We start from the raw sequence: 17,872 nt of genomic DNA on the forward strand, positions 1-17,872 counted from the left end.
CGTTCAAGGGGTCAACCGAGAGGGGGCAGGTTCCGCCTGTGGCGGCGGCCCCGCTCGGCGCTTGCGGCTCTCTCCTCGGGCGTCCGCTGCGGGTCGCGGTCGGACATCTCCTGGGTGAGCTGCTTGCGCTCCTCCGCGCGCTGCGCCCGGCGGGCCTGCTCTTCCTGCTTCAGCTGGGCCGCCAGCGCCCTGTCATCGCCGAGGCGCAGGGAGCGGAGGACTTCACGGGCGCCCATCAGCGGCACCCCCCAGCAGCGGCCGGGGCCTTACGGCGCAGGTGGCCGGTCACTCCGGCCGCCGTGCACGTCAGGCGCAGGGAACGGCCGCCCGCACGGCGGGCGATGATGCCGGCGGCGACCAGGCGCCGCACCGGAACGACACCCTGGTCGAAGTAGCCGCCGCACTTGCGGCAGACCAGGCGGCTGCCCTCCTGGGCCATCGGCTTTCCGCAACAGGTCATCGCGCACCCCCGCCCTGCGCGCCAGTGGCAGCGCCGTCGATGCGGGCGTTGTCCTGGCCCTCCTGGACGGTGCCGCTGTCACGCTGGTCCCGGCTGGCGGTGTACGCCCGGCGGGCTCGCTCCTGCTCGCTCTGCGCGCTCACCGGGCCACCGCCCGCTCCGGACGGGGGGCGGGGATGCGGCCGGACTCCTCGGTGCGCCGCGGCCCCGGAACCGGAAGGCGGGGAATGGCACGCTCGTCGGCGTCCTCACCCCACTCCGCCTGAATGCCGGTCCAGTCGTAGCCCAGCGCCCGGGCGGCCTGGGCCACCTCGACGGCGAACACCTCGCGCGTCGCCCCGTCCGGGACGTCACCACGCCCCAGGCCGGTGCGTTCGGCAACTGCCGTCAGCGCCATGCGGGAGACGTTCGACCCGCCGCCGTGACAGCTGCGGCCGACCTGGTCATACGCCCGTGCGCCCACCAGGACCGTGAACTCCAGCGAAGCCACCAGGCCTTGCGGGTTCTCGGTCGCGAGGGTCCGGGCCGTCTCGGCGAGCACCAGCGCTGCCTTGGACGCGTGTTCACCGGTGACGTCCCGAGCCATGCCCAGGGGTCGATCAGTAGTCTGTGCCATGCGTCAGCTCCATCTGACGTGGCCCCCGGTCGGCGTTTCCTAGGCCCCGACCGGGGGCCGACTTGTAGGTCCAGGCAGCGGTGCGTGCCGCTACCCGGTGTAACCGTAGACTAGTCTACAGTCGCTGATCGGGCAGTGCCACGCGCCCAGAAAGGTGCGCGCGTGTCGGGAGAGCCGAATGAGGAGGTGGAGCGGGCCGTGGAAGCGCTGAAGGGCCTGTTCAAAGACACCGAGGATCCCGCCGAGCGGTTCAGGCGACTGTCGGCGCTGCTCGATGGGTGGCCGGACGTACACAGTGCCGTCCGCCGCCTGCGCCAGCAGGTGGGCGAGCAGCTCTACAACGACGGCAATGGCCTGACGTACGGCGCGATCGGCGACCTCATCAGCGTGACCGAGAGCCGGGCCCGGCACATCGTCAAGGGCATCACCAACCCGTCACGACAAAAGCGCAAGGCTGAGGAAGAGGAGGCGAGGCGTGCAGAGCGCGAACGCCGAGGAATGGGCGACGGAAGCGCCGAGTAGGCCGGCGGCGGTCTACCGGCTACGGTCGGCGGACGGGACACTGCTCTACGTCGGGTCGTCGTACGACCCGGAGCGACGCCGGCAGGACCACCGGTCACGGTCCTGGTGGCCTGAAGTTGCAACTCACACGGACGACTGGGCGGAGTCCCGAGCCGCGGCCTATCGTGCCGAGCTGCGCGCAATCACCCGGGAGAATCCACTGCACAACGTCTACGGCACCGGTCGAGACACAGAAGCCATGCGCAGGCGAACGGAGATGGGCAAGGCCCGCGGTGCCGCACAACGCGCGGCCTACACGTTCGCGTGGTCCGTGCTTCAGGACGCCACGGCGAGCGGGCTACCCCCGAACGAGGCACACCGCATGCGGCGCCTGGCGTTCATCGACTTCCTGGACGGCTCAGGCCTGTTCCCGCGCTACGTGGAGCGACTGAGGGATCAAGAGCGCCCAGACTGGGTGGCGAGCCCCGCGTGAGCGGGTCGACAGTCAGCGCGTAACGACCTCCTCACTCGGGTGGGGAGGCCGTCGAACATCTGGACCGTTAACCCTGCGGTCGACGGCATCTGACCAGGCGGGAAATCACTCCTCCGGCCGGGTGGGCCTCGTGATCTGCATCGGTACGACGATCGCGAAGGTGAACCCGGCGACTGCAAAAACAGTCACCCCGATACGTAGCCCCGCACCTTCGAGCACACCAGTCCCCCACACGATGCCCAGCGCGGCGAGCAGAGAGAAGCACCACCAGCACATCAGCAAGTTCCAAGCCTTCAGGTCTTTGCGGTACTCGCGCTCCTTGTAGGCCCGGGCCTCGGGGGTGTCATGGAGGATCCGCCCGTGCCAGGTCAGGTATCGGGCGCGCTGGGCGTCTTCCATAGTGTCCCAGTCGGCCGGTCGCAGTGGGATCCGTATGCCGTGCCGCTCAAGGTAGGCGTGCCGCTGATCGCCGCTCAGCTCATGCCAGCCGACTGGCGGCTGCCAGGCCATGAGCTCCCTGCTGGTCCTGATCGCCATGGCTCGACACGCTAGCGGCCGGGCCCAGACGGCGGGCAGTAATGCTCGGACTGACTGGCGCTGGCCGGGCAATGCACGGCGGACCATACTGACGCTAAAATCGAATGCGTGAGCGAATCCGCAGATCGGCAGGTGGTCGTGCTCCTGCCGGGCGGCAGGTGTGTCAACGGGGAACTGCTGGCACGTCGGCAGGATCCGGATGGCCAGTGGTGGTACCGGGTGGCGCTCGACGTACCCGCCGCGGCTGTCCAGCCTGTCCCGGGTACGGACTACAGCGGGGTGCCCACGGAGAAGATGGCTGCCCACCGGTGGCTCCTGGAGGCGCTCCCCCATGACCGGCCCGAGCAGCGGCGCCTGGTCCTGCACGTGGGCGATTGCTGGGCGGCGGCCAAGGGCACGCGCGTGATGCCGGCGGACAACACCCGGCAGGCGAGGGCCTTCCTCCAGCACGGGTGGGCGACGGCCTGTGAGGCGTGCAGTCCCGAGCCGGATGGCGAGTGAAGGACCGTGGTTCCGTTGGACGGGCCCTGAGAATCGTGGTGCGGATGCGGTGAATTGAGGGTCATGCTGTGCGGCATGCCGAATCTTGCTCATCCGCTCTTCAGCGTTCCTGCGGACACGATCGACGCCGACATGGTGCGTGACTTCCTGTCCCTGGATCTGGAGGAGAGCTTCACCCTCGACTACAAGCGCAACATCGAGGCCGCCGCGGACACCGTTGCGGCGATGGCCAACACCTACGGCGGCATCGTCCTCATCGGCGTCGATGCGCACGGCGTGGACAAGAACCTTCCGGGTGACCTGGTCGGCGTCAAGCCGATCGACAAGGACCGGCTGGTCAGCAAGATGGCCACAACACTGGACCCGCCGTGGTGGTCGCCCGAAGTTGTCCCGGTCACGGTCGACGAGAAGCTGCTCCTGGTGGTGCGCGTCGATGCCGACACGGCACCGCGGCCTCTTCTCCATCAGGGTGCGATCCGGATCCGCCTCGACGGGCGCAACGAAATCGCCGACCGGCGGTTGGCCCAGGTGCTGTTCCAGCAGATGGACCAGGCGCCAGTGGTCAACTACGCCAGAGATCCGCGGTTCCACCCGGATAACGGCGCGATTTCAGGCCGGAACGTCTATCGCGAGTCGCCGCCGGACCTGGTCATCCGTGCTGCAACAGAGCAGCCGCTTCGTCAGGGCACCGTGAGGCCTCGACTGCATGGCACGACAGTCGGGAGGCTCGTCACCGCGCTCACGGGTACTGGTGGGCAGCCGAATGCGCGGCTTACGGCGCTAGCACAGAGGGTCAAAGCTGAGACGCCCACGGGCTGGAGCGTGGATCGAGAGCATGGGTCGGCCGGGTTCGTGAGGATCACGACGGCACCCAGGCCCCCGGATTCAGTCCGGCCCAGCCATCGGAGCTTGGTCCCGAATCCGCTCATGCTGATGGAGTGCACGGCAAAGGTGGCTGGCGGAGGCTCCAGCCTGGAAGTCTTCTTCGATTTGCTCTTCTGGCCCGACGGACTGAAGGTCGCCGGCGAGCTATGGGTCCAGGCCTGCTACGAAGCAGTCCGTGCTCTTGTGTGTGACGCCCTGCCCGCCCTGACCGAGGAGCTTGTCGGGACGTCGGCCCTGCCTACTCCGCCCGTCGAGTTGCACATCGCCTCCAGTCGCAACAACGCTGACGTGAGTGTGCTGAACTTCGACAGCCTCGGCCTCTGGGTGGGCGAGCGCGTTCCCGGTAAGGGCAGCGACTTTCTGCCGCAGGAACGTGTGGCTGCTGGCGACCTCCCGCGCGCAGTGCTGGAGTCGCTGCGAAACATCGCCCTGGACTGGCGCTACCTGGACCCGACTTTCCCGCAGCTTGAGACCTGAGCGGCCTGGGACGCGCCTCGGCCCCCATCGCTGGAAGTGATGGGGGCCGAGGCGCGGGCTGCCGCACGGAGCTGTGCGGTTCAGCAGTTGGGCAGTTGAGAGCTTAGCAAGGCGTGACCTTCCGGGTGCAGGGGGTGAGGGGCGGGTGGTGGTGCGGGGGGCGTGACGGTCACCGGCGTGCTCCTGTGGTCATCGGCCGCCGGGCGTTTCTGGGTGGCGTCGCCAGATGTGGGCGGCGTCGTTGATGCGACGGACGCGGGACCAGGTGGGCATGGGTGCGCACTGGTAGGCGAAGGCCTCGATCTCGGTTGTCTCGCGGTCGGTGTGCTCGCAGGGGCACACCGCATGGGGGCGGCGGACCCGCGCGCTGGAGGGGTCAGGTGCCGGCGGGACAGGTGGCCAGGGGCCGGTCCGCGTAGCCCGCTGCTGGTGGCGGCGTGCTGGTGATGGCGGTCCGGAGCTGGACGGCGTGCAGGTCGGCGGCGTCTTCGCGTCGTTCGTACGGGGCCGGGGTGGGCCAGGTGTGCAGCGGGTTGGCGTTGACCTTGCCCACGGTGTGCACGGTGATGCTGTCGGGTTCTTCCAGGGGCCAGTCCTCGGGCGGGGTCCAGGTCCAGCGGGGCAGCAGGTTGTAGAGCCAGCGGCGGGGAGCTGGGCGGGCTCCGCGTTCGGCGGTCCAGGTCTCGACGGCGACCCCGTCCGCGACGTGGTGCAGCAGTCGGCGGTCCATGGCCTCGGTGAAGTGGCGTTCCTCGTACGCGTCCTCGGTGGCGATGGCGGCGACCACGTCGCGGTTCGGTCCGCACCGCACCAGTGGCTCGGGGAAGGTCTCGGCGAGGTAGACGATGGCCACCATCAGGTGGAGCGGCTTGCGTGGGGTGAAGGTTTCGGCCGTCGCGTGGACCGGGCGGCCGTGCTGGAGCGGGGTGAGGCGGACGACGTCGACGCCGACGGTGCGGGTGCGCATGGCGTCCGTGTCGGGAGTCACCGGCTGGTCTCGCGGTGGATGGCGGCGAACGCTTCCAGGAGTGCGGCGCCGAGGAGGCGGCGGGGGACGCGCGCCCGGTACTCGATGCGGACACCCGTGTCCGGGGTGTCCGGGGTGTCCGTGTCCGGCTGTCCGGGGACAGTGTCCGTGCTGGTGGAGGCGGGGCCGGTGTCCGCGCCGGATGCTCCGACGATGACGCCCCGGACGACAGTCCCGGACGCGTCCGGAGTGTCCGTGGACGGGTTGGTGTTCATGCTGGCTCCGTACAGGTCAGATCATGCGGAAGGTGCGCCACAGGAGTTGGGCGAGGGTCATGCACTGGTGGTCGATGAGCCAGGCCGCGGCCCGGTCGACGCGTGCCTCGAGCGCGAGGCGCCTGCTGGTCACCAGGGGGACCCGGTAGTGCGGGCCAGGAAGGTCCTGCCGCACCCGCCGTTGGGGCAGCGGTGGACGTCGCCCTAGGCGTGCCGCGGCTCGGGTACCTCGGTGAACGTGACGCCGGGCGGGACCTGGCAACGCCCTGGGCAGTCCAGGCGCTGGGGCTGCTCTGGCTCGTCCGCCTCGGCCGGGCTGCTGGCCTGCGAGTTCGTGTCCGGGTGGACGACTTCGCTGCCGGTAGCCGTGGAGTCGTCCACCCGGGCGCTGTGGTCGGCGAGCGCCGCGGTGATGGTGTTCTCCGCACGGGTGAGCCCGTCCGCGTCGGTGGCCACGTCGAACTGCCACGGTTCGCCCTCGTCGTTGCGCAGCAGGCTCCAGCCGTAGGCGGCACCGGAGTCATCGCAGTGCATCGCCAGGGCCAGACCGCGTGGGTGGAACACAACCCGGTTGATGAGCCAGAGCAGACCGGCGTCTGCCAGTTCCGAGAACGGGCGGGCCTCATCCTGCGGGGGGATCCGGACGGTGGGCGGGGCAGCGGCCGCGACGGTGAACGTCTGGGGCAGGCAGGTGCTGCCGCGGCCGGGGATGGCGAGCAGCAGGCCGGGGTCGTCGTGGATGCCGACCAGGCGCCCGTACCAGGTGACGGGCAAGTCGGGGTTGCGGACGGTGACCCAGTCCCCCAGCAGGTCCCGCAGAGTGCCGGCGTCGGTCACTTCGGCCCCTCCTCGGTGCCGCCGGCGATGCGGTCGCGGACGGCCGCGGCGACCGGGTGGGTCCGGATGGGTTCCGTGCGTCCGGCGACGTGGACGGCGGTCTCGTCCAGTCCGTCGCACCAGTCGTTGAGGCGTTCCAGGGAGGCCTCCGCGGCGCGGGCCCGGGCGGCCCAGCGGCGGGCCTGGCGGACGGCTGCCTCGCGGCCGCGTGACTCGTGGTTGGCCTCGGCCAGGTGGTCCAGGCCCTGGCGGTCGTGGCCGGACAGCCAGGACATCGCGCCGCGCATGTGGTCCAGGGCGGAGCGGGCGCCGGCGAGTTCGGCGGCCAGGTGCCGCGTCTCCTCGCGGGAGGTCAGGAGGCCGATGAGGAGAGCGGAGCGGGCCCCTGCGAGCTGGGCGAAGACGTGTTGCTCCACCTCGTCGGAGGCCCGGAGTCCGGTGGGGGTGGCGCTGTTCGTGGTGACGATGACGCGGGCGACGGCCTGGGCGGCGCGCTCGCATCGGGCGCGGTCGCCTTTCCAGTCCGCGAGGGGCCACAGGGTCTGGGCAAGCAGCTCGGCGAGCGGGGACAGGTCGCGGCGCTTGGGCCGCGCAGGCGGCAGGCCTGTGTCCAGGAAGCCGACGCAGTCAGTGGCAGGCACTGGTGATCTCCTTCGTGGTGTGGTCGTGGCTGGTGTCCAGGTCAAGGGCGCACCGGCCGTTGAAGCCCCACCAGGTCATGCCGGGCAGTGGGCAGGCGGCGCCCAGCGGGTGGCGGTCGGCGTAGACGTGCTCGGCGCGGATGTCGGCCATGTGGGCGTCACAGACGATCGAGGAGGCCACGCCGGGGTTGAGGGTCCAGGCGATATGCCAGCTGCCGGGCTGGCCGCACGGGGGCGCGGTCTCGGAGTCATGGACCCGGCAGGTGGTCGTGCCGTCCATGGGCAGGAGGGGGCCGTGCGGTGGCAGCGGACAGGGGTCGGGTGGGAGGGTCATGGGTTCCTTCGGATCGGGGTGACGGTGGCGAGGGGCGCGGGGCGTGCAGGGCGGCCGTGGCGGGGGCAGGCCGGGTCAGGGCGGTAGATCCACGGGGCGCCGTCCGGGTGCCGGATCCAGGGGCACGGGCAGCCTGCGGGCAGGCTCACCGGTCCGCGTCTCGGACGGGCGGGATGTCGCTCCAGCCGAACGGGGATTCATCGCGGTCCGTGTCGGCGGTGACGGCGAGCAGGCGCCACAGCTCGGCGTCCGGGTAGCTGTCGGTGAGGGCGGGGGATGTGGCGTGCACGGCGTGCGGCTCCTGTCGATACGGGGCACCAGGTGTCGTGATCGGTACCGAATGAGGTCCACCAGCGGTCACACCAGCAGGTGCCGGCCAGCACGCGGCGGGCGAGGCGGTGGGCCTGGCGGCGTCCGGTGGGCGAGGTGGGGTGTCCGGCGTCGACGGCTTCGGCGTAGTTCGCGGCGGTCTGCCACTCGCGGTGCCCGGCCAGGGCAGCCGCGAGGGAACCGCCGTAGGCCGCAGCGGCGACTGTCCAGGCGCCGGCGAGCGTCGCCCAGGCCCCGGCCCAGCTGAGGACGGCGAACACGGCGGCGTACAGGGCGATGCGTGCCCAGCGGACCCACGTCACGGGCGGCCTCGTCGTGCTTCGTGGACCGGGCCGTGCTCGGCGACGAGGGTGCACCAGCGGACCCAGTTGGTGCCGTTGCGGGTCCACCTGGTGGTCCTCTTGGTCCACAGGCGGCCGGTGCGGTCGGTCACTGCGGTGACGCCAGCGGGAGCCTGGAAGCTGCCGGGCCCGTCCGGTCGCCAGGTGCGCGAGCGGTCGGCTGGCTGTTCGGCGGGTGTCTTCTGCTCGTCGGGGTGCTCGGCCACGGGGCTCCTCCACTACCGTGGGTGCCGGCGCCGATGGCCCCCATATCGGGTGGGGACGATCGGCGCCGTGCTGTGTCAGGGGGTCTTGCGGCTCAGCAGGTCCGGACCCATGCCCAGCCAGCGGGGGCAGCCTGGGCGCGCGGTCCGGCCGGTTTCCTCGGCTGCACGCTCGATGACCCGCAGGATTCCGGCGCGCCGGTCCTCCGGTGAGCGGACGCCGTTGCCGACGTCGGCGAGCACGGGACGGAGGGCGAACGCGTCGGTGGAGAAGCGGCCGCGGGTGGAGCGGCGGCAGTTGAGGTCACCGATGTGGAGCCAGTCCGCAGCGTCGAGGCCGGCGGCGAGGGCGGCGCGGTCGACGTGGTCCCCCAGCGGTTCGCCGCCAGGGGTCCAGCGGTAATGGAGCGTGGCGCCACCGTCGAGGTGGTGGTGCACGACCCACAGGAACGTCTCGGGCGGGTGCTGGCCGGTGATGCTGTCCAGGACCGCGTGGATGACGGCGGCCTGGTCGGCTGTCGGGCGGGTGATGGTGCTGGTGGGCATGATGGTCTCCAGGTGGGTGGGCCGCCCTGTGTCGGCGGGCGGCCCGGACGTGGTGTGGTCAGGCGGTCGCTTCGGTGTCCGGACCGGGCGCGGTGGTGTGGGCGTGCTGGGCCTCGGCGATCAACTGCCAGGTGGCGCACGCCTTGTGCAGGCCGTCGAGGATGTGGCGGGCGTGGACGTGACCGGCGGCGGTGGCCATGTGGGGGGCGTCCTGCATGACGCCGGCGAGTTCGTTGAGGAACCCGATCAGGTCCTCGTCGTCCAGGAGCAGCGCCCACGGCGCCGTGAGCGGGTAGGCGTCGGGTTCGGCGGTGGGGGTGTCCTGCCACACCGGGTGGAGCTTGCCCTCGTAGAGGCTGCGGAGCTGGTTGGCGGCGTACCGCTGGGGCACCATCGGGGACTCCCACAGCACATCCTTGGTGCGGGCGGCGACGGTCCACGTGTGGCCGTCCGGAGTGCGGAATCCGGTGAACGTGCGCTCCGTGGCGGGGTGGACGAGGAACACCCGGCTGGGGTCGATCCATACGTCGTCGCCGTTGGCGTCGCGATAGCCGCCGTACGTCGGGCGGTTGGTCACGCGGACTTTGACCTTGTCCTTGCCGATCTGGACGACCGGGCCCATGACGGTGGTCTGGTAGCGGCCGGAGGTGGTACCGCCGACGGCGTCTCCGTGGTGGACAGTTCGGCCGGCGGCGTCGGTGACGGTGGTGGTGGTGGTCATGACTGGTGCCCTTCTGGGTGGGCCGGGGCGCTCCCCGTATCGGGCGGGGGCGCCCCGGTCGGGTCGGGTGGGTCAGCTGGTGGTGCGGTTCCTGGCGCGGGTGGAGCCCTCCCGTTTGCAGCCCTCGCAGTACGGGTGCAGTTGGGCGTCCAGGCGGCCCTCCGTGGTGAGGTCGTGGCCGTTGTCGCAGGTGCCGGTGGGCGGGTCTTGCAGGCCACGGAGGCGGCGGAGTTGCAGGCGCAGGCCCTGGCGGCCGGGCTCGTCTTCCACGCAGGCCGGGGCCACGCAGTGCTTGACCTTGCATTCGGCCCTGACCTGGCCGACGGCGGGGCGGCCGGTACGCATCTCGAACGCGACCGCGGCGGCGCTGTACCAGCTGCCGAGGTGGCGCAGGATCGGTGTCCGGCTACCGTTGGAGCGGGGGCCGTTCCACTCCACGTGGCCGCCGTCGACCGTGCGGGCGTGCCTGATCCACAGCTCGGCCAGGCTTGGCTGGAGTCCGCGGCGGCGCTCCAGGTACCCGGGCAGCTTGTGAGTTCGCCGGACGCGGCCCACGGCGGACTTGTCCACGCCGAGTTTCTGGGCGATGGCGCTGTTGCTGTCCCCGGCCTGGAGGGCGGCCAGGATCTCCGCCTGGCGCGGGTGCGTTCGGCCCTTGCTGCCGACCAGCGGGGCAGGGAGGATGTTGCCGGCGGCGCGGCGGCGGGCGATGGTCCGCATGTCGGCACCTGTGAGCTGCCGGATCTCGGTGTTGCTCAGGCCCTTCTTCAGGAGCCTGAAGATCTCGGCTTCCTTCGGGTGCGCCTTGCGCCAGGTGATCCTGGCCGCCGGGGGCAGGCCGTGGGCTCGGCGGACCTTGCGCACGGCCTGCTTGCCGCAGTAGAGCCGCTCGGCGATGGCCGTGTCGTTCAGGCCTTCACCGATCAGCTTCAGGATTTCCGCCTCCTGCGCGTGCGGGCGGCGCGTGCCGGTCTCGGTCGTCACAGCTCTCCCCTCCACCGGGCGATCTCCTCGCCCGCTTCTCCGTTGGCCTTGACCAGGGCGTCCCGGTCGTTGATCAGGTCGGTGATGGCGTCCCGGCACAGGGCCAGGAGCGCGCGGTGCTCGGCGTCGCCGGCGGCCGCCCTCCGGCGGGGTGCTGCCTGGACGGTCAACTCGGCGAGCAGGTCGCGGATGGCGGCCACCCGCTCCTCGGGGAGCTGGTACACGGGCGGCGTCTCGGTGGTCTCGTCGGTCATCTGTGTCAGTCCTCGCGCGGCCAGGTGGTGCCGTCGCCGGCCTCGTGGTCTTCCTTGTGGTCGGGGTCTTCGATCTGGCAGAAGACCTCCCGGCCGATCGAGTTGTGGTTCATCTCGTCGCAGACGGCGGGGGCCTGGCGGGGCGCGGGCCCGGTGGCGGGCTCCTCGGCGGGCTGCCACCGGGGGCAGCCAATGACGGGCAGCGCGGTCCCGGCCGGGACGGCGAGGACGTCGCAGGCGTCCGGATAGCCGGTGCAGCCGCAGCCGTCGGGGTTGCACGGCTCCTCTGGCGGGGTGGCGGGAAGGAAGTGCTCGCACGTGGTGCACGTGCGACGGGCCGCGGCGCGGGCCCGGCGGCGGCGCTCGGCCGGGCCGACCAGTCCGGCGGCCCGCTCGAACGCGACCAGGAGGGCGGCCAGGCGGCGGGCCTCGGTATGCGCGGCGCGGCGGGCGCGCATGCGGGCCAGGATCTGCACGTTGGTGGGGCGGGCCCAGGCGTGAAGGCCGGCGGCCGCGGTGCGGCGCTGACGGTGCTCGGCAGGTTCGATCCCGCACCAGCGGCAGCCGTACGGGTGCGGCGGGGTGCCGTCCGGGTGGCGCACCGGGCCGTGGTCCAGGCCGCAGGTGCGGCAGCGCGTGGACGGGTGTTTCATCGGTGGCTCTCTTTCGGTCGGCCTGGGGCGCTCCACGTATCGGGCGGGAGCGCCCCAGGGAGTCAGGCGGTGTGGGCGCCGGGGTGGTCGACGGCGAGGCGGGTGATCTCCTGGCGCTGGAGGTCGATGCACAGGGGGCAGGCGCTCTCACCGGTGCGGTGGGTCCGGCCGCAGCCGCAGGTGCGCTCCGGGGCCCACGGGTTGGGGATCTTGGAAACGGGCTGCTGAGAGGCCTCGGCAGCCCGCTGCGCGCCCTCGGCATCTCCCGCGACCACCGTCATCAGCGGCGCCTGGATAGGCCGCTGACGGCCCGCTCGGGCGTTCCGGCCTCGAGCTGGGGTCTCGGTGTGCGACGAGCAGCGCCTACGGCCGGGCCGCACCAGGGGCACCCCGCACTCCTCGCACCGGCCGAACGGCTCGTGGTCTGCCTTGGCCTGGTTCTCGCTGGAGTGATCGCTGTTGGCTGCCTCGCCCGCAACCACCTGAGGTTGAGTACCTACATCAGCCAGTACGTGGGTAACCCCCTGGGCTACCCCTGGGTTGATCGGGCCTCTGTGGTCCGAACCCTTCGTGCCACTGTGGTCCGAACCCATACGTGCCACTGTGGGCGGAACTGTCTTGGCGCCCTCCGCCTCAAGTTCGTGCCGCTGTGGCCCGTTCTCGGTCGTGCCACTGTGGGCCGAACCATCCTCCGGAGAGTTCGTGCCACCGTGGCCCGAACCCTGCTCAGGCTCCTCATCCTCCTTGCGGCGGCGGGCGGTGCCCTTCAAGTAGTCGGCGGCGGCCTGCCAGTTGGGCCAGGCCACCGGGGCGATGACGTACCGGGTGGCTCGGCCGCGGCGGCGCTCGCCGTCGACCAGCACCACACCCGCCAGCCGCCCCGCTTGCATGTAGCGGCGGGCGTCCTGTTCCCGGCACCCGGCGGCCTTGGCGATGTCCTGGATTCGGATGGGCTTGCCGTCCTTGAAGCGCAGCTCACCGGACGGGGCGGCCATGGCGCGCAGCGCGTACAGCGTGCACAGGAACCCGCCCTTGAGGCCGCGCGGCATCTGGCGCGTCCAGGTCCACGCGAGCGCGTTACCGAAGGAGTTCGGCACGGCGCCGTCCTTGCGGGTCTCCTGCTCGTCAGTGCTCATCTGCGTCTCTCTGCGGTCGTGGGGGGGCGGGTCAGGAGGTCCGGGCAGCCCGGGCGACGGCCAGGTCGGCCTCGATCCGGGGCACCTCCGGAAGGACGGCGTCCACGGCGGTGCGTCCCGTACGCCCCATGGCCGTGGCGAGCACGCGCAGGGCCTGGCGGCGGTGGGCGCAGCCGCCCCTGGCAGCCCGGTACAGGGCGCCCTGGATCTCGGTGAGCGTGTCCGCGTCTGCCTCGCCGTGGCCCGCCTGGCGGTACTCGACGCGCCAGGTGTCGGTGGCGTGAATCGCCCAGTCGTACAGGTCATCCTGCTGCCTCGACTGACCGGCGGCGGAGATGGAAACCGTCATTGACCTGCTCCTTCGTCCGTAGTGGATCTACGGGCCACTGTGGCACGAACCTTTAAAGGTTTACAAGCATTGTCACTCTTTAAAGGTTGGCATGTCTTACACTCCTGGCATGGCTGGAGAGGACAAGATCAAGACCGCGTCGGACGGCGTCGCAGAGGTCGGGCTGATGGACGCCCGGGCAGCTCTCACGGCCCTCGTCCGGGATGTCCGCTACGGCGGAAAGGTCGGCGCGTTCACAGAGCGGGGCGTCCGCCAGGTGATGCTGGTGACCCCGGAGTTCTACGACCGCGCCGTCAAGGCGCTCGGCGGCAGCTGACCCGTTCACCCCGCCGCACCCCGACCCTGCCGGCGGTCGTCCAACCGGATCACGCCCAGGCACCGCGTCAGCGGACCCTCCTCCTGGCGGGCCTTGCAGGTGGCGACGTGCGGCATGTGCAACTTCTCGTAGGGCGCCAGCGGCAGGTCCTCCGTCGGCCGGCGCGACAGCCAGGTGCCACGGCCGTCCCTGGACACGGCCGAGTTGCCTTCCGGGTGCGGCGCGGCGTCGACGGCCAAGCGCTTACGGGCCTCGGTGATGGTCCACCGGATCGGGGCACCGCAGGCCGGACAGAACGAGGGCCGGGGCATCGCTGTTTCCTTCGGTATCGGGCGAGGAGGTGGGAGGGGTGCGCGGCCCGGCCTCGAGGAGAGAGGCCCGGACCGCGTCGGCGAACTGCCCCGGGATCAGTCGCAGTCGTCCACGTCGACGTCCTGGCCGTGGCTGTGGTGGCCGTGCCAGGTGTGCGGGTGGGCGGTGACGGTGTGGGGCACGGAGACGTGCTGGTCCTTGCGCACGGGGTGAGCGGGGGCCGGCGCGTGAGCGGGGGCCGGCGCCTTGTGGAGCGGCACCTTGGGCGCGGCCGGCCGTACGGGCGCCGCGGGCCTTACCGGCCGGGGCGGCACCGGCTTGGTAGCCGCGACCAGGCCCAGGCAGTCACCCGTGCCGTTGTGACGGACAGGTGCCGCGCACGAGAACAGAAGCGCGAGCAGCGCGACCAGACCGGCACCGATGGCCAGTTGGCGGTTGGTGAAGGGCACGGTGGTGACTCCCGGAGCGGCTACGCGGACGGCGGGTTCAGGCGGGTGCGGTGCAGGCGGGAGGTCTTGGATCGCAGCGGCACCTCGGCCTCCAGGAGCAGGTCCCGAGCCAGGCCGAAGCTGACGGACCCATACCGCTCGGTCAGGCGGGCGGCCACGGACCGGATGCTGGATCCGGACTCGTAGTCCTCGGCGGCCTCGGCGCGGATGCGGTCGCGCTGCGCGCCCTTGAGCGGCTGGTACCTGTAGCGCTGGGTCGTCTCGGTGGTCATGCCGGAACTCCTCCCGTCTCTGGCGTGGCGGGCCCCTGTTCGGCCCGCAGGGCCAGGCCGCGCACGTGCGCGAGCAGGCTGCAGATGGATTCGGTCTGGGCCTCTTGGCCGGCGGACTCGGTGGCCCGGAACAGCGCGAGCGCCATTGCGCTATCGCCGTTGAGGTGGGCGGTGGTGAACCGGGCGGCGAACAGCCGGTGGGGGTCCCCGACGAGCTGGTCGGCCAGGCCCGGGGGCAGCTGCCAACCGTCGCCCTCGGCAGTCCCGGCGTCGGGGAACAGGGTGCACAGGGCGCCCCGTGCCGTCTCGGCGGCGGCGCAGCACACGCCGAACAGATCGGCGCTGTCGCCGTGGTGGACCACGACGTCCAGGAGCCCGGCCGCGACCGCCGGGCGGCCGTCCAGGGTGTGGCGCATGATCTCCTGCACCAGCGGGTTCAGGGCTTCCGCGCCGATCACTGGCCCACCGCCTGGGGGCCCTCGCCGGGCAGCACCAGGCGGCGGTCCACGCCGTCGTGCGCCCACTGCACGGCGTGCTCCACGCCGTTGATCGCTTCGGACTGCTCGCGGCAGCCGGGCACCAGCTCATGGATGAGCAGCGCCAACTCCTCGGCCTTGGCGGAGATCCGGGCCTTTATGGCGGTGCGGGCCTCGTCGTTCTTGGGCGGGGCGAAACGGATGCCGATCTCTCGGGTGGTGATGGCCACGGGTTGCTCCCCTTCGGTGGTGGGCGGGTCAGGTGGTGCGGGTGCGGTCAGCCGGCCTTGGCCAGGGCGCGTTGCTTGGCGGCGGCGGCCCGGCGGATGCGGCGCACGGCGCGGAGCTCTTCCTCATCCAGGCCGCCCCATACGCCGTGCTCCTCGCCCCGGTTGAGGGCGTCCGTACGGCACCGCATCTGCACCGGACAGGTCCGGCAGTAGCTCTTGGCCTCCTCGATTCCGTGCGGGTCGGTGGGCGCCGGAAAGAACGTGTCCGGGTCGACGTCCGGGTCTTTGCACGCGGCGACGGCCGCCCAGTGGACGGGGCGCGGCAGGTTGTCCGGCGCCCGGCGGGCAGGAAAGATCGACATCAGGATTCGCCCCTCGCCTCATGTCCGGACGCCTCCGTCCTGGTGTCCACGGACACGTCCGGACGCGTGTCCGTGCAGGTCACAGCAGTGGGGGCGTGGGCGTCCGGGCTGGTGTCCGCGCACGGCCGGACAGCGTCCGGGACATGCCCGGACACCGTCCGGCGGCTGGGGCGGTGTGGCCACACCAGGGCGGCGACGACCCCGAGGACCAGCAGCGGCCCCCACACCGGCACGGTCTCCACGACCGGCAGCAGGGCGTCCAGCGCGCGCAGGTAGTCGTCAAGCACGGCCAGCCTCCGCCGCCTCGCGCCACCGGGACACCTGGCGGTGGTAGCTGCCCAGGCGGTCGGCGGTCTCCTCGATCCCGATGCCGACCTCGGCCATCACCAGCGCGGCCAGGCGCGGCTCGTCGCGGTCCGCGTCCAGGACCGGCAGCGGTGACGCAAGATCGGCGGCGCGGGCGACCGCCACGAGGTCCCGGCCCCTCCACCAGGTGGCCCCCTCCGGGGCACCGGCCAGTCGCCTGGCGACGGCCAGCAGCTCCCCCCGCCGGGGCCCCGCCGGGAGTACCCCGGCGGGGGTCCGGGCGGGGCGCGCTCGGCGGTCGGCCGTGCTCACGCGTCGACCTCCGCGAGCGTGGCCCGGTCCGCGTCGCGCATGAGCCGGTCCGCCTGGCACTTCGGTTCCACGCAGTGCGGGAAGGTGCACGTAGGCCGTACCTGGCCAACGGGCTCACGCCGGTACTCGATCTTGAACGCGACCCGTCCGGCCGTGACGTGCTGGCCGCGCCAGGAGAGCACCGGCGTACCGCTGGCGGCGGTCTGGCGCATCCATTCCCGGTGACCGCCGGCGACCGGCCGGGACCGCTCCAGGAACACGTCCTCCAGAGCCTGCCGGGTGGGCCGCCTGCCGCGCGCGTACGTCGGAAGGTTGAGGTCCTGGCGCACCCGGCCCACCAGGGCCACGCTGCACCCGTGTGCGGCCGCCAGCGCCAGGTCCGACATCTGGCGGGGGTCACCGCTCTGCAGAGCGCGTGCCACCGTCTCCCAGCTCATCCCGACGCCCCCGGCCCGAACAGTGCTACGTCCGCGGCCTCGGGCCAGTCGGCGTTGTCCACGGCCTTGCGGTGCAGCTTGGGCAGGTCACCGATGGGGTGGCGCAGCCAGTCCCGGCCTGCGGCCATGAGCACCACGGCGTCCGCCGCGTTGTCGTTGCCGCCGGTCTGCCACTGGGGCCACCGCCGCACCACCTGCTCCAGCACCACGCCCTTGGCGCCGGTGCCCTTGCCGGTGGCGTAGTGGATGCGCTGGTTGGTCGACAGGACCCCGGTCGGGACACCGGCGTCCAGCAGCCGCTCGTACACCCGCCACCACAGCCAACCGCGCTCGTGCGCGCCGCCGGACGCCTTGGACAGGGCGGCGCCCTCGATGACGGCCAGGTCCGGGTGTCCGACCGCGGCCACGATCGCGTCCAGCAGCACGTTCATGTGGGCCAGCCGCTCCATGCGCGGCAGCTTGCTGATGGGGTGCTTCTTACTCTTGTCCACGTAGCCGACCACGCGGCACCACCCCTCTGAGGAGGCCAGGCCGGTGCCGCTCAGGCTGGTGTCCACACCGACCACCCGAGGCCCGTCAACGGGCCGGACCTCGGGGGTGTGCTCGTGGATCGTCTGCACGGCGTGGTTCATGCCTGCTCACCCCCAGCCGGGGTGACTGCGCGCAGCGCCAGTGTCCGCTCCGGGTCGTGGATCCCGTCCGGCAAGGGCGGGACGACGGTGATACGGGTCAGGACCACGTCGTCAGGAGCAGAGGCGCGGCAGTTGGCCTCCGCCTCCAGGGACGCGCGGGTCAGCTCCTCCACCGGCAGCTTGGTCGACGCCAGGAGCTGGTCCAGCAGCACCGTCACCGGCTCGGTGAGGTGCCAGCCGACGACCAGGCACCGCGCGGTGCGCATCCTGGTGTCGACCGACAGCACCTCCACGGACGTGACGAACCGGGGCGTGCTGCGCATGCCCAGGTAGAACGCGCCCGCCTCGGTCACGGTGACCGTCCTGTCGGCGTTGACCGCCACGAAGCCGGTCACACGGAGCGGGGCCAGGGCCTGCATGTTGCTGACCTCCACGCCCTGGGCGAGGGCGCGCAGCACCACCTCCACGGCCGGGGCCAGCGGCTGCTCGGAGGCGTACCGGGTGGCGCGGATGCGGTCCAGGCGCCAGGCGTGCGTCCCGCGCGTCCAGGGCGACGAGCACGGGCAGTTGGAGACCGTCGCCCGGAACTCCTCGGGCGTCAGCCCGTGGCACTGGTGCACGTTCATCCGGCCGCGTTCACACAGGCGGGCCGAGCAGCATCCGCAGTCGGGGCAGTCCTGTTGGGCGGGGGGAACGTAGTCCACCCCGAACGGTTCGAGAGTCATGA

Annotated in this window: 35 protein-coding genes and 1 pseudogene; 6 read left to right on the forward strand and 30 right to left on the reverse strand. The window is 71.9% G+C overall.

Annotated elements, in window-relative coordinates; genetic code table 11:
* Positions 1-11: 11 nt before the first annotated feature.
* Genes ACFY3I_RS29435 through ACFY3I_RS29450 form a run of 4 tightly spaced genes read right to left on the reverse strand, consistent with a single transcriptional unit; the run spans position 12 to position 1,076 of the window.
* On the reverse strand, positions 12-236 hold the full coding sequence (locus ACFY3I_RS29435; RefSeq protein WP_390864058.1) for a hypothetical protein: 225 nt from the start codon (positions 234-236) through the stop codon (positions 12-14).
* Positions 236-439, reverse strand: coding sequence for a hypothetical protein (locus tag ACFY3I_RS29440; protein WP_390864060.1), 204 nt, complete (start codon positions 437-439; stop codon positions 236-238). The genes ACFY3I_RS29435 and ACFY3I_RS29440 overlap by 1 nt, the downstream gene beginning before the upstream one ends.
* A gap of 17 nt (positions 440-456) precedes the next feature.
* Complete coding sequence (locus tag ACFY3I_RS29445; protein WP_390864062.1) at positions 457-603, reverse strand: hypothetical protein; 147 nt, start codon at positions 601-603, stop codon at positions 457-459.
* Positions 600-1,076 carry a hypothetical protein gene (locus ACFY3I_RS29450; protein ID WP_390864063.1) on the reverse strand — a complete coding sequence of 159 codons (477 nt, stop codon included), beginning with the start codon at positions 1,074-1,076 and terminating at the stop codon, positions 600-602. Before ACFY3I_RS29450 ends, ACFY3I_RS29445 begins: the two co-directional genes overlap by 4 nt.
* A 198-nt stretch (positions 1,077-1,274) precedes the next feature.
* Here ACFY3I_RS29450 and ACFY3I_RS29455 point away from each other — a divergent pair, with 198 nt between their 5' ends.
* From ACFY3I_RS29455 to ACFY3I_RS29465, 3 genes and pseudogenes are all read left to right on the forward strand, one after another.
* Positions 1,275-1,598 carry a hypothetical protein gene (locus tag ACFY3I_RS29455; protein ID WP_390864065.1) on the forward strand — a complete coding sequence of 108 codons (324 nt, stop codon included), beginning with the start codon at positions 1,275-1,277 and terminating at the stop codon, positions 1,596-1,598.
* Positions 1,552-1,782, forward strand: a pseudogene (locus ACFY3I_RS29460) (GIY-YIG nuclease family protein); the annotation flags it as partial. The gene ACFY3I_RS29455 and the pseudogene ACFY3I_RS29460, both read left to right, overlap by 47 nt.
* Before the next feature lie 54 nt (positions 1,783-1,836).
* Positions 1,837-2,070, forward strand: a complete 234-nt coding sequence (locus ACFY3I_RS29465; protein ID WP_390864403.1) for a hypothetical protein — start codon at positions 1,837-1,839, stop codon at positions 2,068-2,070.
* Between the two features lie 105 nt (positions 2,071-2,175).
* Here ACFY3I_RS29465 and ACFY3I_RS29470 read toward each other — a convergent pair whose 3' ends face one another.
* Positions 2,176-2,607, reverse strand: a complete 432-nt coding sequence (locus tag ACFY3I_RS29470) for a hypothetical protein (protein ID WP_390864067.1) — start codon at positions 2,605-2,607, stop codon at positions 2,176-2,178.
* Positions 2,608-2,715: 108 nt separating this feature from the next.
* Between ACFY3I_RS29470 and ACFY3I_RS29475 the strand changes: the two genes are divergently transcribed.
* Complete coding sequence (locus ACFY3I_RS29475; protein ID WP_390864069.1) at positions 2,716-3,108, forward strand: DUF6233 domain-containing protein; 393 nt, start codon at positions 2,716-2,718, stop codon at positions 3,106-3,108.
* A 75-nt stretch (positions 3,109-3,183) separates the two neighbouring features.
* Positions 3,184-4,470, forward strand: a complete 1,287-nt coding sequence (locus tag ACFY3I_RS29480; protein ID WP_390864071.1) for an ATP-binding protein — start codon at positions 3,184-3,186, stop codon at positions 4,468-4,470.
* A gap of 376 nt (positions 4,471-4,846) precedes the next feature.
* On the opposite strand, the gene ACFY3I_RS29485 is transcribed toward ACFY3I_RS29480, so the two are convergent.
* From ACFY3I_RS29485 to ACFY3I_RS29550, 14 genes are all read right to left on the reverse strand, one after another.
* Positions 4,847-5,437 (reverse strand): hypothetical protein, encoded by a 591-nt coding sequence (locus ACFY3I_RS29485; RefSeq protein ID WP_390864073.1) that lies wholly within the window; start codon positions 5,435-5,437, stop codon positions 4,847-4,849.
* Between the two features lie 17 nt (positions 5,438-5,454).
* Positions 5,455-5,712, reverse strand: a complete 258-nt coding sequence (locus tag ACFY3I_RS29490; protein WP_390864075.1) for a hypothetical protein — start codon at positions 5,710-5,712, stop codon at positions 5,455-5,457.
* Between the two features lie 204 nt (positions 5,713-5,916).
* Positions 5,917-6,549 (reverse strand): hypothetical protein, encoded by a 633-nt coding sequence (locus ACFY3I_RS29495; protein WP_390864076.1) that lies wholly within the window; start codon positions 6,547-6,549, stop codon positions 5,917-5,919.
* A complete protein-coding gene (locus ACFY3I_RS29500) occupies positions 6,546-7,190 on the reverse strand; it encodes a hypothetical protein (RefSeq protein WP_390864078.1) in 645 nt (214 codons plus the stop codon). Before ACFY3I_RS29500 ends, ACFY3I_RS29495 begins: the two co-directional genes overlap by 4 nt.
* The gene (locus ACFY3I_RS29505) at positions 7,177-7,524 is read right to left on the reverse strand and encodes a hypothetical protein (protein WP_390864080.1); all 348 of its coding nucleotides are present in this window, start codon (positions 7,522-7,524) and stop codon (positions 7,177-7,179) included. Before ACFY3I_RS29505 ends, ACFY3I_RS29500 begins: the two co-directional genes overlap by 14 nt.
* 145 nt (positions 7,525-7,669) lie before the next feature.
* Positions 7,670-7,813, reverse strand: coding sequence for a hypothetical protein (locus ACFY3I_RS29510; protein ID WP_390864082.1), 144 nt, complete (start codon positions 7,811-7,813; stop codon positions 7,670-7,672).
* Between the two features lie 339 nt (positions 7,814-8,152).
* Positions 8,153-8,401: a hypothetical protein gene (locus ACFY3I_RS29515; RefSeq protein ID WP_390864084.1), complete on the reverse strand. Its 249-nt coding sequence runs from the start codon at positions 8,399-8,401 to the stop codon at positions 8,153-8,155.
* A 75-nt stretch (positions 8,402-8,476) separates the two neighbouring features.
* Positions 8,477-8,944: a hypothetical protein gene (locus ACFY3I_RS29520; RefSeq protein WP_390864086.1), complete on the reverse strand. Its 468-nt coding sequence runs from the start codon at positions 8,942-8,944 to the stop codon at positions 8,477-8,479.
* 58 nt (positions 8,945-9,002) lie between these two features.
* Positions 9,003-9,665, reverse strand: coding sequence for a hypothetical protein (locus tag ACFY3I_RS29525; RefSeq protein WP_390864088.1), 663 nt, complete (start codon positions 9,663-9,665; stop codon positions 9,003-9,005).
* A 72-nt stretch (positions 9,666-9,737) separates the two neighbouring features.
* The gene (locus ACFY3I_RS29530; RefSeq protein WP_390864090.1) at positions 9,738-10,649 is read right to left on the reverse strand and encodes a hypothetical protein; all 912 of its coding nucleotides are present in this window, start codon (positions 10,647-10,649) and stop codon (positions 9,738-9,740) included.
* Positions 10,646-10,903, reverse strand: coding sequence for a hypothetical protein (locus tag ACFY3I_RS29535; protein WP_390864091.1), 258 nt, complete (start codon positions 10,901-10,903; stop codon positions 10,646-10,648). The genes ACFY3I_RS29530 and ACFY3I_RS29535 overlap by 4 nt, the downstream gene beginning before the upstream one ends.
* A gap of 5 nt (positions 10,904-10,908) precedes the next feature.
* A complete protein-coding gene (locus ACFY3I_RS29540; RefSeq protein ID WP_390864093.1) occupies positions 10,909-11,556 on the reverse strand; it encodes a hypothetical protein in 648 nt (215 codons plus the stop codon).
* 62 nt (positions 11,557-11,618) lie between these two features.
* On the reverse strand, positions 11,619-12,692 hold the full coding sequence (locus tag ACFY3I_RS29545) for a hypothetical protein (RefSeq protein WP_390864095.1): 1,074 nt from the start codon (positions 12,690-12,692) through the stop codon (positions 11,619-11,621).
* Positions 12,693-12,723: 31 nt separating this feature from the next.
* Positions 12,724-13,041 carry a hypothetical protein gene (locus ACFY3I_RS29550; RefSeq protein ID WP_390864097.1) on the reverse strand — a complete coding sequence of 106 codons (318 nt, stop codon included), beginning with the start codon at positions 13,039-13,041 and terminating at the stop codon, positions 12,724-12,726.
* A gap of 109 nt (positions 13,042-13,150) precedes the next feature.
* Between ACFY3I_RS29550 and ACFY3I_RS29555 the strand changes: the two genes are divergently transcribed.
* A complete protein-coding gene (locus ACFY3I_RS29555; RefSeq protein ID WP_390864099.1) occupies positions 13,151-13,357 on the forward strand; it encodes a hypothetical protein in 207 nt (68 codons plus the stop codon).
* A 5-nt stretch (positions 13,358-13,362) separates the two neighbouring features.
* Here ACFY3I_RS29555 and ACFY3I_RS29560 read toward each other — a convergent pair whose 3' ends face one another.
* From ACFY3I_RS29560 to ACFY3I_RS29610, 11 genes are all read right to left on the reverse strand, one after another.
* Entirely contained in the window at positions 13,363-13,668 is a 306-nt protein-coding gene (locus ACFY3I_RS29560) for a hypothetical protein (protein WP_390864101.1), read from the reverse strand.
* Between the two features lie 96 nt (positions 13,669-13,764).
* Positions 13,765-14,118, reverse strand: a complete 354-nt coding sequence (locus tag ACFY3I_RS29565) for a hypothetical protein (protein WP_390864103.1) — start codon at positions 14,116-14,118, stop codon at positions 13,765-13,767.
* A gap of 20 nt (positions 14,119-14,138) precedes the next feature.
* Positions 14,139-14,390: a helix-turn-helix domain-containing protein gene (locus tag ACFY3I_RS29570; protein WP_390864105.1), complete on the reverse strand. Its 252-nt coding sequence runs from the start codon at positions 14,388-14,390 to the stop codon at positions 14,139-14,141.
* The gene (locus ACFY3I_RS29575; protein ID WP_390864106.1) at positions 14,387-14,848 is read right to left on the reverse strand and encodes a hypothetical protein; all 462 of its coding nucleotides are present in this window, start codon (positions 14,846-14,848) and stop codon (positions 14,387-14,389) included. Before ACFY3I_RS29575 ends, ACFY3I_RS29570 begins: the two co-directional genes overlap by 4 nt.
* Positions 14,845-15,096: a hypothetical protein gene (locus ACFY3I_RS29580; RefSeq protein WP_390864108.1), complete on the reverse strand. Its 252-nt coding sequence runs from the start codon at positions 15,094-15,096 to the stop codon at positions 14,845-14,847. The genes ACFY3I_RS29575 and ACFY3I_RS29580 overlap by 4 nt, the downstream gene beginning before the upstream one ends.
* 47 nt (positions 15,097-15,143) lie before the next feature.
* Positions 15,144-15,458 carry a WhiB family transcriptional regulator gene (locus ACFY3I_RS29585; RefSeq protein ID WP_390864110.1) on the reverse strand — a complete coding sequence of 105 codons (315 nt, stop codon included), beginning with the start codon at positions 15,456-15,458 and terminating at the stop codon, positions 15,144-15,146.
* Positions 15,458-15,745 carry a hypothetical protein gene (locus ACFY3I_RS29590; protein WP_390864112.1) on the reverse strand — a complete coding sequence of 96 codons (288 nt, stop codon included), beginning with the start codon at positions 15,743-15,745 and terminating at the stop codon, positions 15,458-15,460. The genes ACFY3I_RS29585 and ACFY3I_RS29590 overlap by 1 nt, the downstream gene beginning before the upstream one ends.
* Entirely contained in the window at positions 15,738-16,076 is a 339-nt protein-coding gene (locus ACFY3I_RS29595; protein ID WP_390864114.1) for a hypothetical protein, read from the reverse strand. The genes ACFY3I_RS29590 and ACFY3I_RS29595 overlap by 8 nt, the downstream gene beginning before the upstream one ends.
* Complete coding sequence (locus ACFY3I_RS29600) at positions 16,073-16,513, reverse strand: hypothetical protein (RefSeq protein WP_390864116.1); 441 nt, start codon at positions 16,511-16,513, stop codon at positions 16,073-16,075. Before ACFY3I_RS29600 ends, ACFY3I_RS29595 begins: the two co-directional genes overlap by 4 nt.
* Positions 16,510-17,145 carry a hypothetical protein gene (locus tag ACFY3I_RS29605; RefSeq protein ID WP_390864117.1) on the reverse strand — a complete coding sequence of 212 codons (636 nt, stop codon included), beginning with the start codon at positions 17,143-17,145 and terminating at the stop codon, positions 16,510-16,512. Before ACFY3I_RS29605 ends, ACFY3I_RS29600 begins: the two co-directional genes overlap by 4 nt.
* Complete coding sequence (locus tag ACFY3I_RS29610) at positions 17,142-17,870, reverse strand: hypothetical protein (protein ID WP_390864119.1); 729 nt, start codon at positions 17,868-17,870, stop codon at positions 17,142-17,144. The genes ACFY3I_RS29605 and ACFY3I_RS29610 overlap by 4 nt, the downstream gene beginning before the upstream one ends.
* Positions 17,871-17,872 lie beyond the last annotated feature (2 nt).

The sequence above is a fragment of the Streptomyces sp. NPDC001068 genome, assembly GCF_042897315.1.
Taxonomy (GTDB): Bacteria; Actinomycetota; Actinomycetes; order Streptomycetales; family Streptomycetaceae; genus Streptomyces.

Bases quoted from the DNA above. Each gene is read 5' to 3' on its own strand.
- ACFY3I_RS29560 (WP_390864101.1), bottom strand. From the start codon at position 13,668: ATGCCCCGGCCCTCGTTCTGTCCGGCCTGCGGTGCCCCGATCCGGTGG.
- ACFY3I_RS29545 (WP_390864095.1), bottom strand. From the start codon at position 12,692: ATGAGCACTGACGAGCAGGAGACCCGCAAGGACGGCGCCGTGCCGAAC.
- ACFY3I_RS29450 (WP_390864063.1), bottom strand. From the start codon at position 1,076: ATGGCACAGACTACTGATCGACCCCTGGGCATGGCTCGGGACGTCACC.
- ACFY3I_RS29585 (WP_390864110.1), bottom strand. From the start codon at position 15,458: ATGTCGATCTTTCCTGCCCGCCGGGCGCCGGACAACCTGCCGCGCCCC.
- ACFY3I_RS29610 (WP_390864119.1), bottom strand. From the start codon at position 17,870: ATGACTCTCGAACCGTTCGGGGTGGACTACGTTCCCCCCGCCCAACAG.
- ACFY3I_RS29540 (WP_390864093.1), bottom strand. From the start codon at position 11,556: ATGAAACACCCGTCCACGCGCTGCCGCACCTGCGGCCTGGACCACGGC.
- ACFY3I_RS29600 (WP_390864116.1), bottom strand. From the start codon at position 16,513: ATGAGCTGGGAGACGGTGGCACGCGCTCTGCAGAGCGGTGACCCCCGC.
- ACFY3I_RS29550 (WP_390864097.1), bottom strand. From the start codon at position 13,041: ATGACGGTTTCCATCTCCGCCGCCGGTCAGTCGAGGCAGCAGGATGAC.
- ACFY3I_RS29520 (WP_390864086.1), bottom strand. From the start codon at position 8,944: ATGCCCACCAGCACCATCACCCGCCCGACAGCCGACCAGGCCGCCGTC.
- ACFY3I_RS29555 (WP_390864099.1), top strand. From the start codon at position 13,151: ATGGCTGGAGAGGACAAGATCAAGACCGCGTCGGACGGCGTCGCAGAG.
- ACFY3I_RS29435 (WP_390864058.1), bottom strand. From the start codon at position 236: ATGGGCGCCCGTGAAGTCCTCCGCTCCCTGCGCCTCGGCGATGACAGG.
- ACFY3I_RS29605 (WP_390864117.1), bottom strand. From the start codon at position 17,145: ATGAACCACGCCGTGCAGACGATCCACGAGCACACCCCCGAGGTCCGG.
- ACFY3I_RS29485 (WP_390864073.1), bottom strand. From the start codon at position 5,437: ATGCGCACCCGCACCGTCGGCGTCGACGTCGTCCGCCTCACCCCGCTC.
- ACFY3I_RS29535 (WP_390864091.1), bottom strand. From the start codon at position 10,903: ATGACCGACGAGACCACCGAGACGCCGCCCGTGTACCAGCTCCCCGAG.
- ACFY3I_RS29470 (WP_390864067.1), bottom strand. From the start codon at position 2,607: ATGGCGATCAGGACCAGCAGGGAGCTCATGGCCTGGCAGCCGCCAGTC.
- ACFY3I_RS29440 (WP_390864060.1), bottom strand. From the start codon at position 439: ATGGCCCAGGAGGGCAGCCGCCTGGTCTGCCGCAAGTGCGGCGGCTAC.
- ACFY3I_RS29570 (WP_390864105.1), bottom strand. From the start codon at position 14,390: ATGACCACCGAGACGACCCAGCGCTACAGGTACCAGCCGCTCAAGGGC.
- ACFY3I_RS29480 (WP_390864071.1), top strand. From the start codon at position 3,184: ATGCCGAATCTTGCTCATCCGCTCTTCAGCGTTCCTGCGGACACGATC.
- ACFY3I_RS29490 (WP_390864075.1), bottom strand. From the start codon at position 5,712: ATGAACACCAACCCGTCCACGGACACTCCGGACGCGTCCGGGACTGTC.
- ACFY3I_RS29505 (WP_390864080.1), bottom strand. From the start codon at position 7,524: ATGACCCTCCCACCCGACCCCTGTCCGCTGCCACCGCACGGCCCCCTC.
- ACFY3I_RS29465 (WP_390864403.1), top strand. From the start codon at position 1,837: ATGCGCAGGCGAACGGAGATGGGCAAGGCCCGCGGTGCCGCACAACGC.
- ACFY3I_RS29525 (WP_390864088.1), bottom strand. From the start codon at position 9,665: ATGACCACCACCACCACCGTCACCGACGCCGCCGGCCGAACTGTCCAC.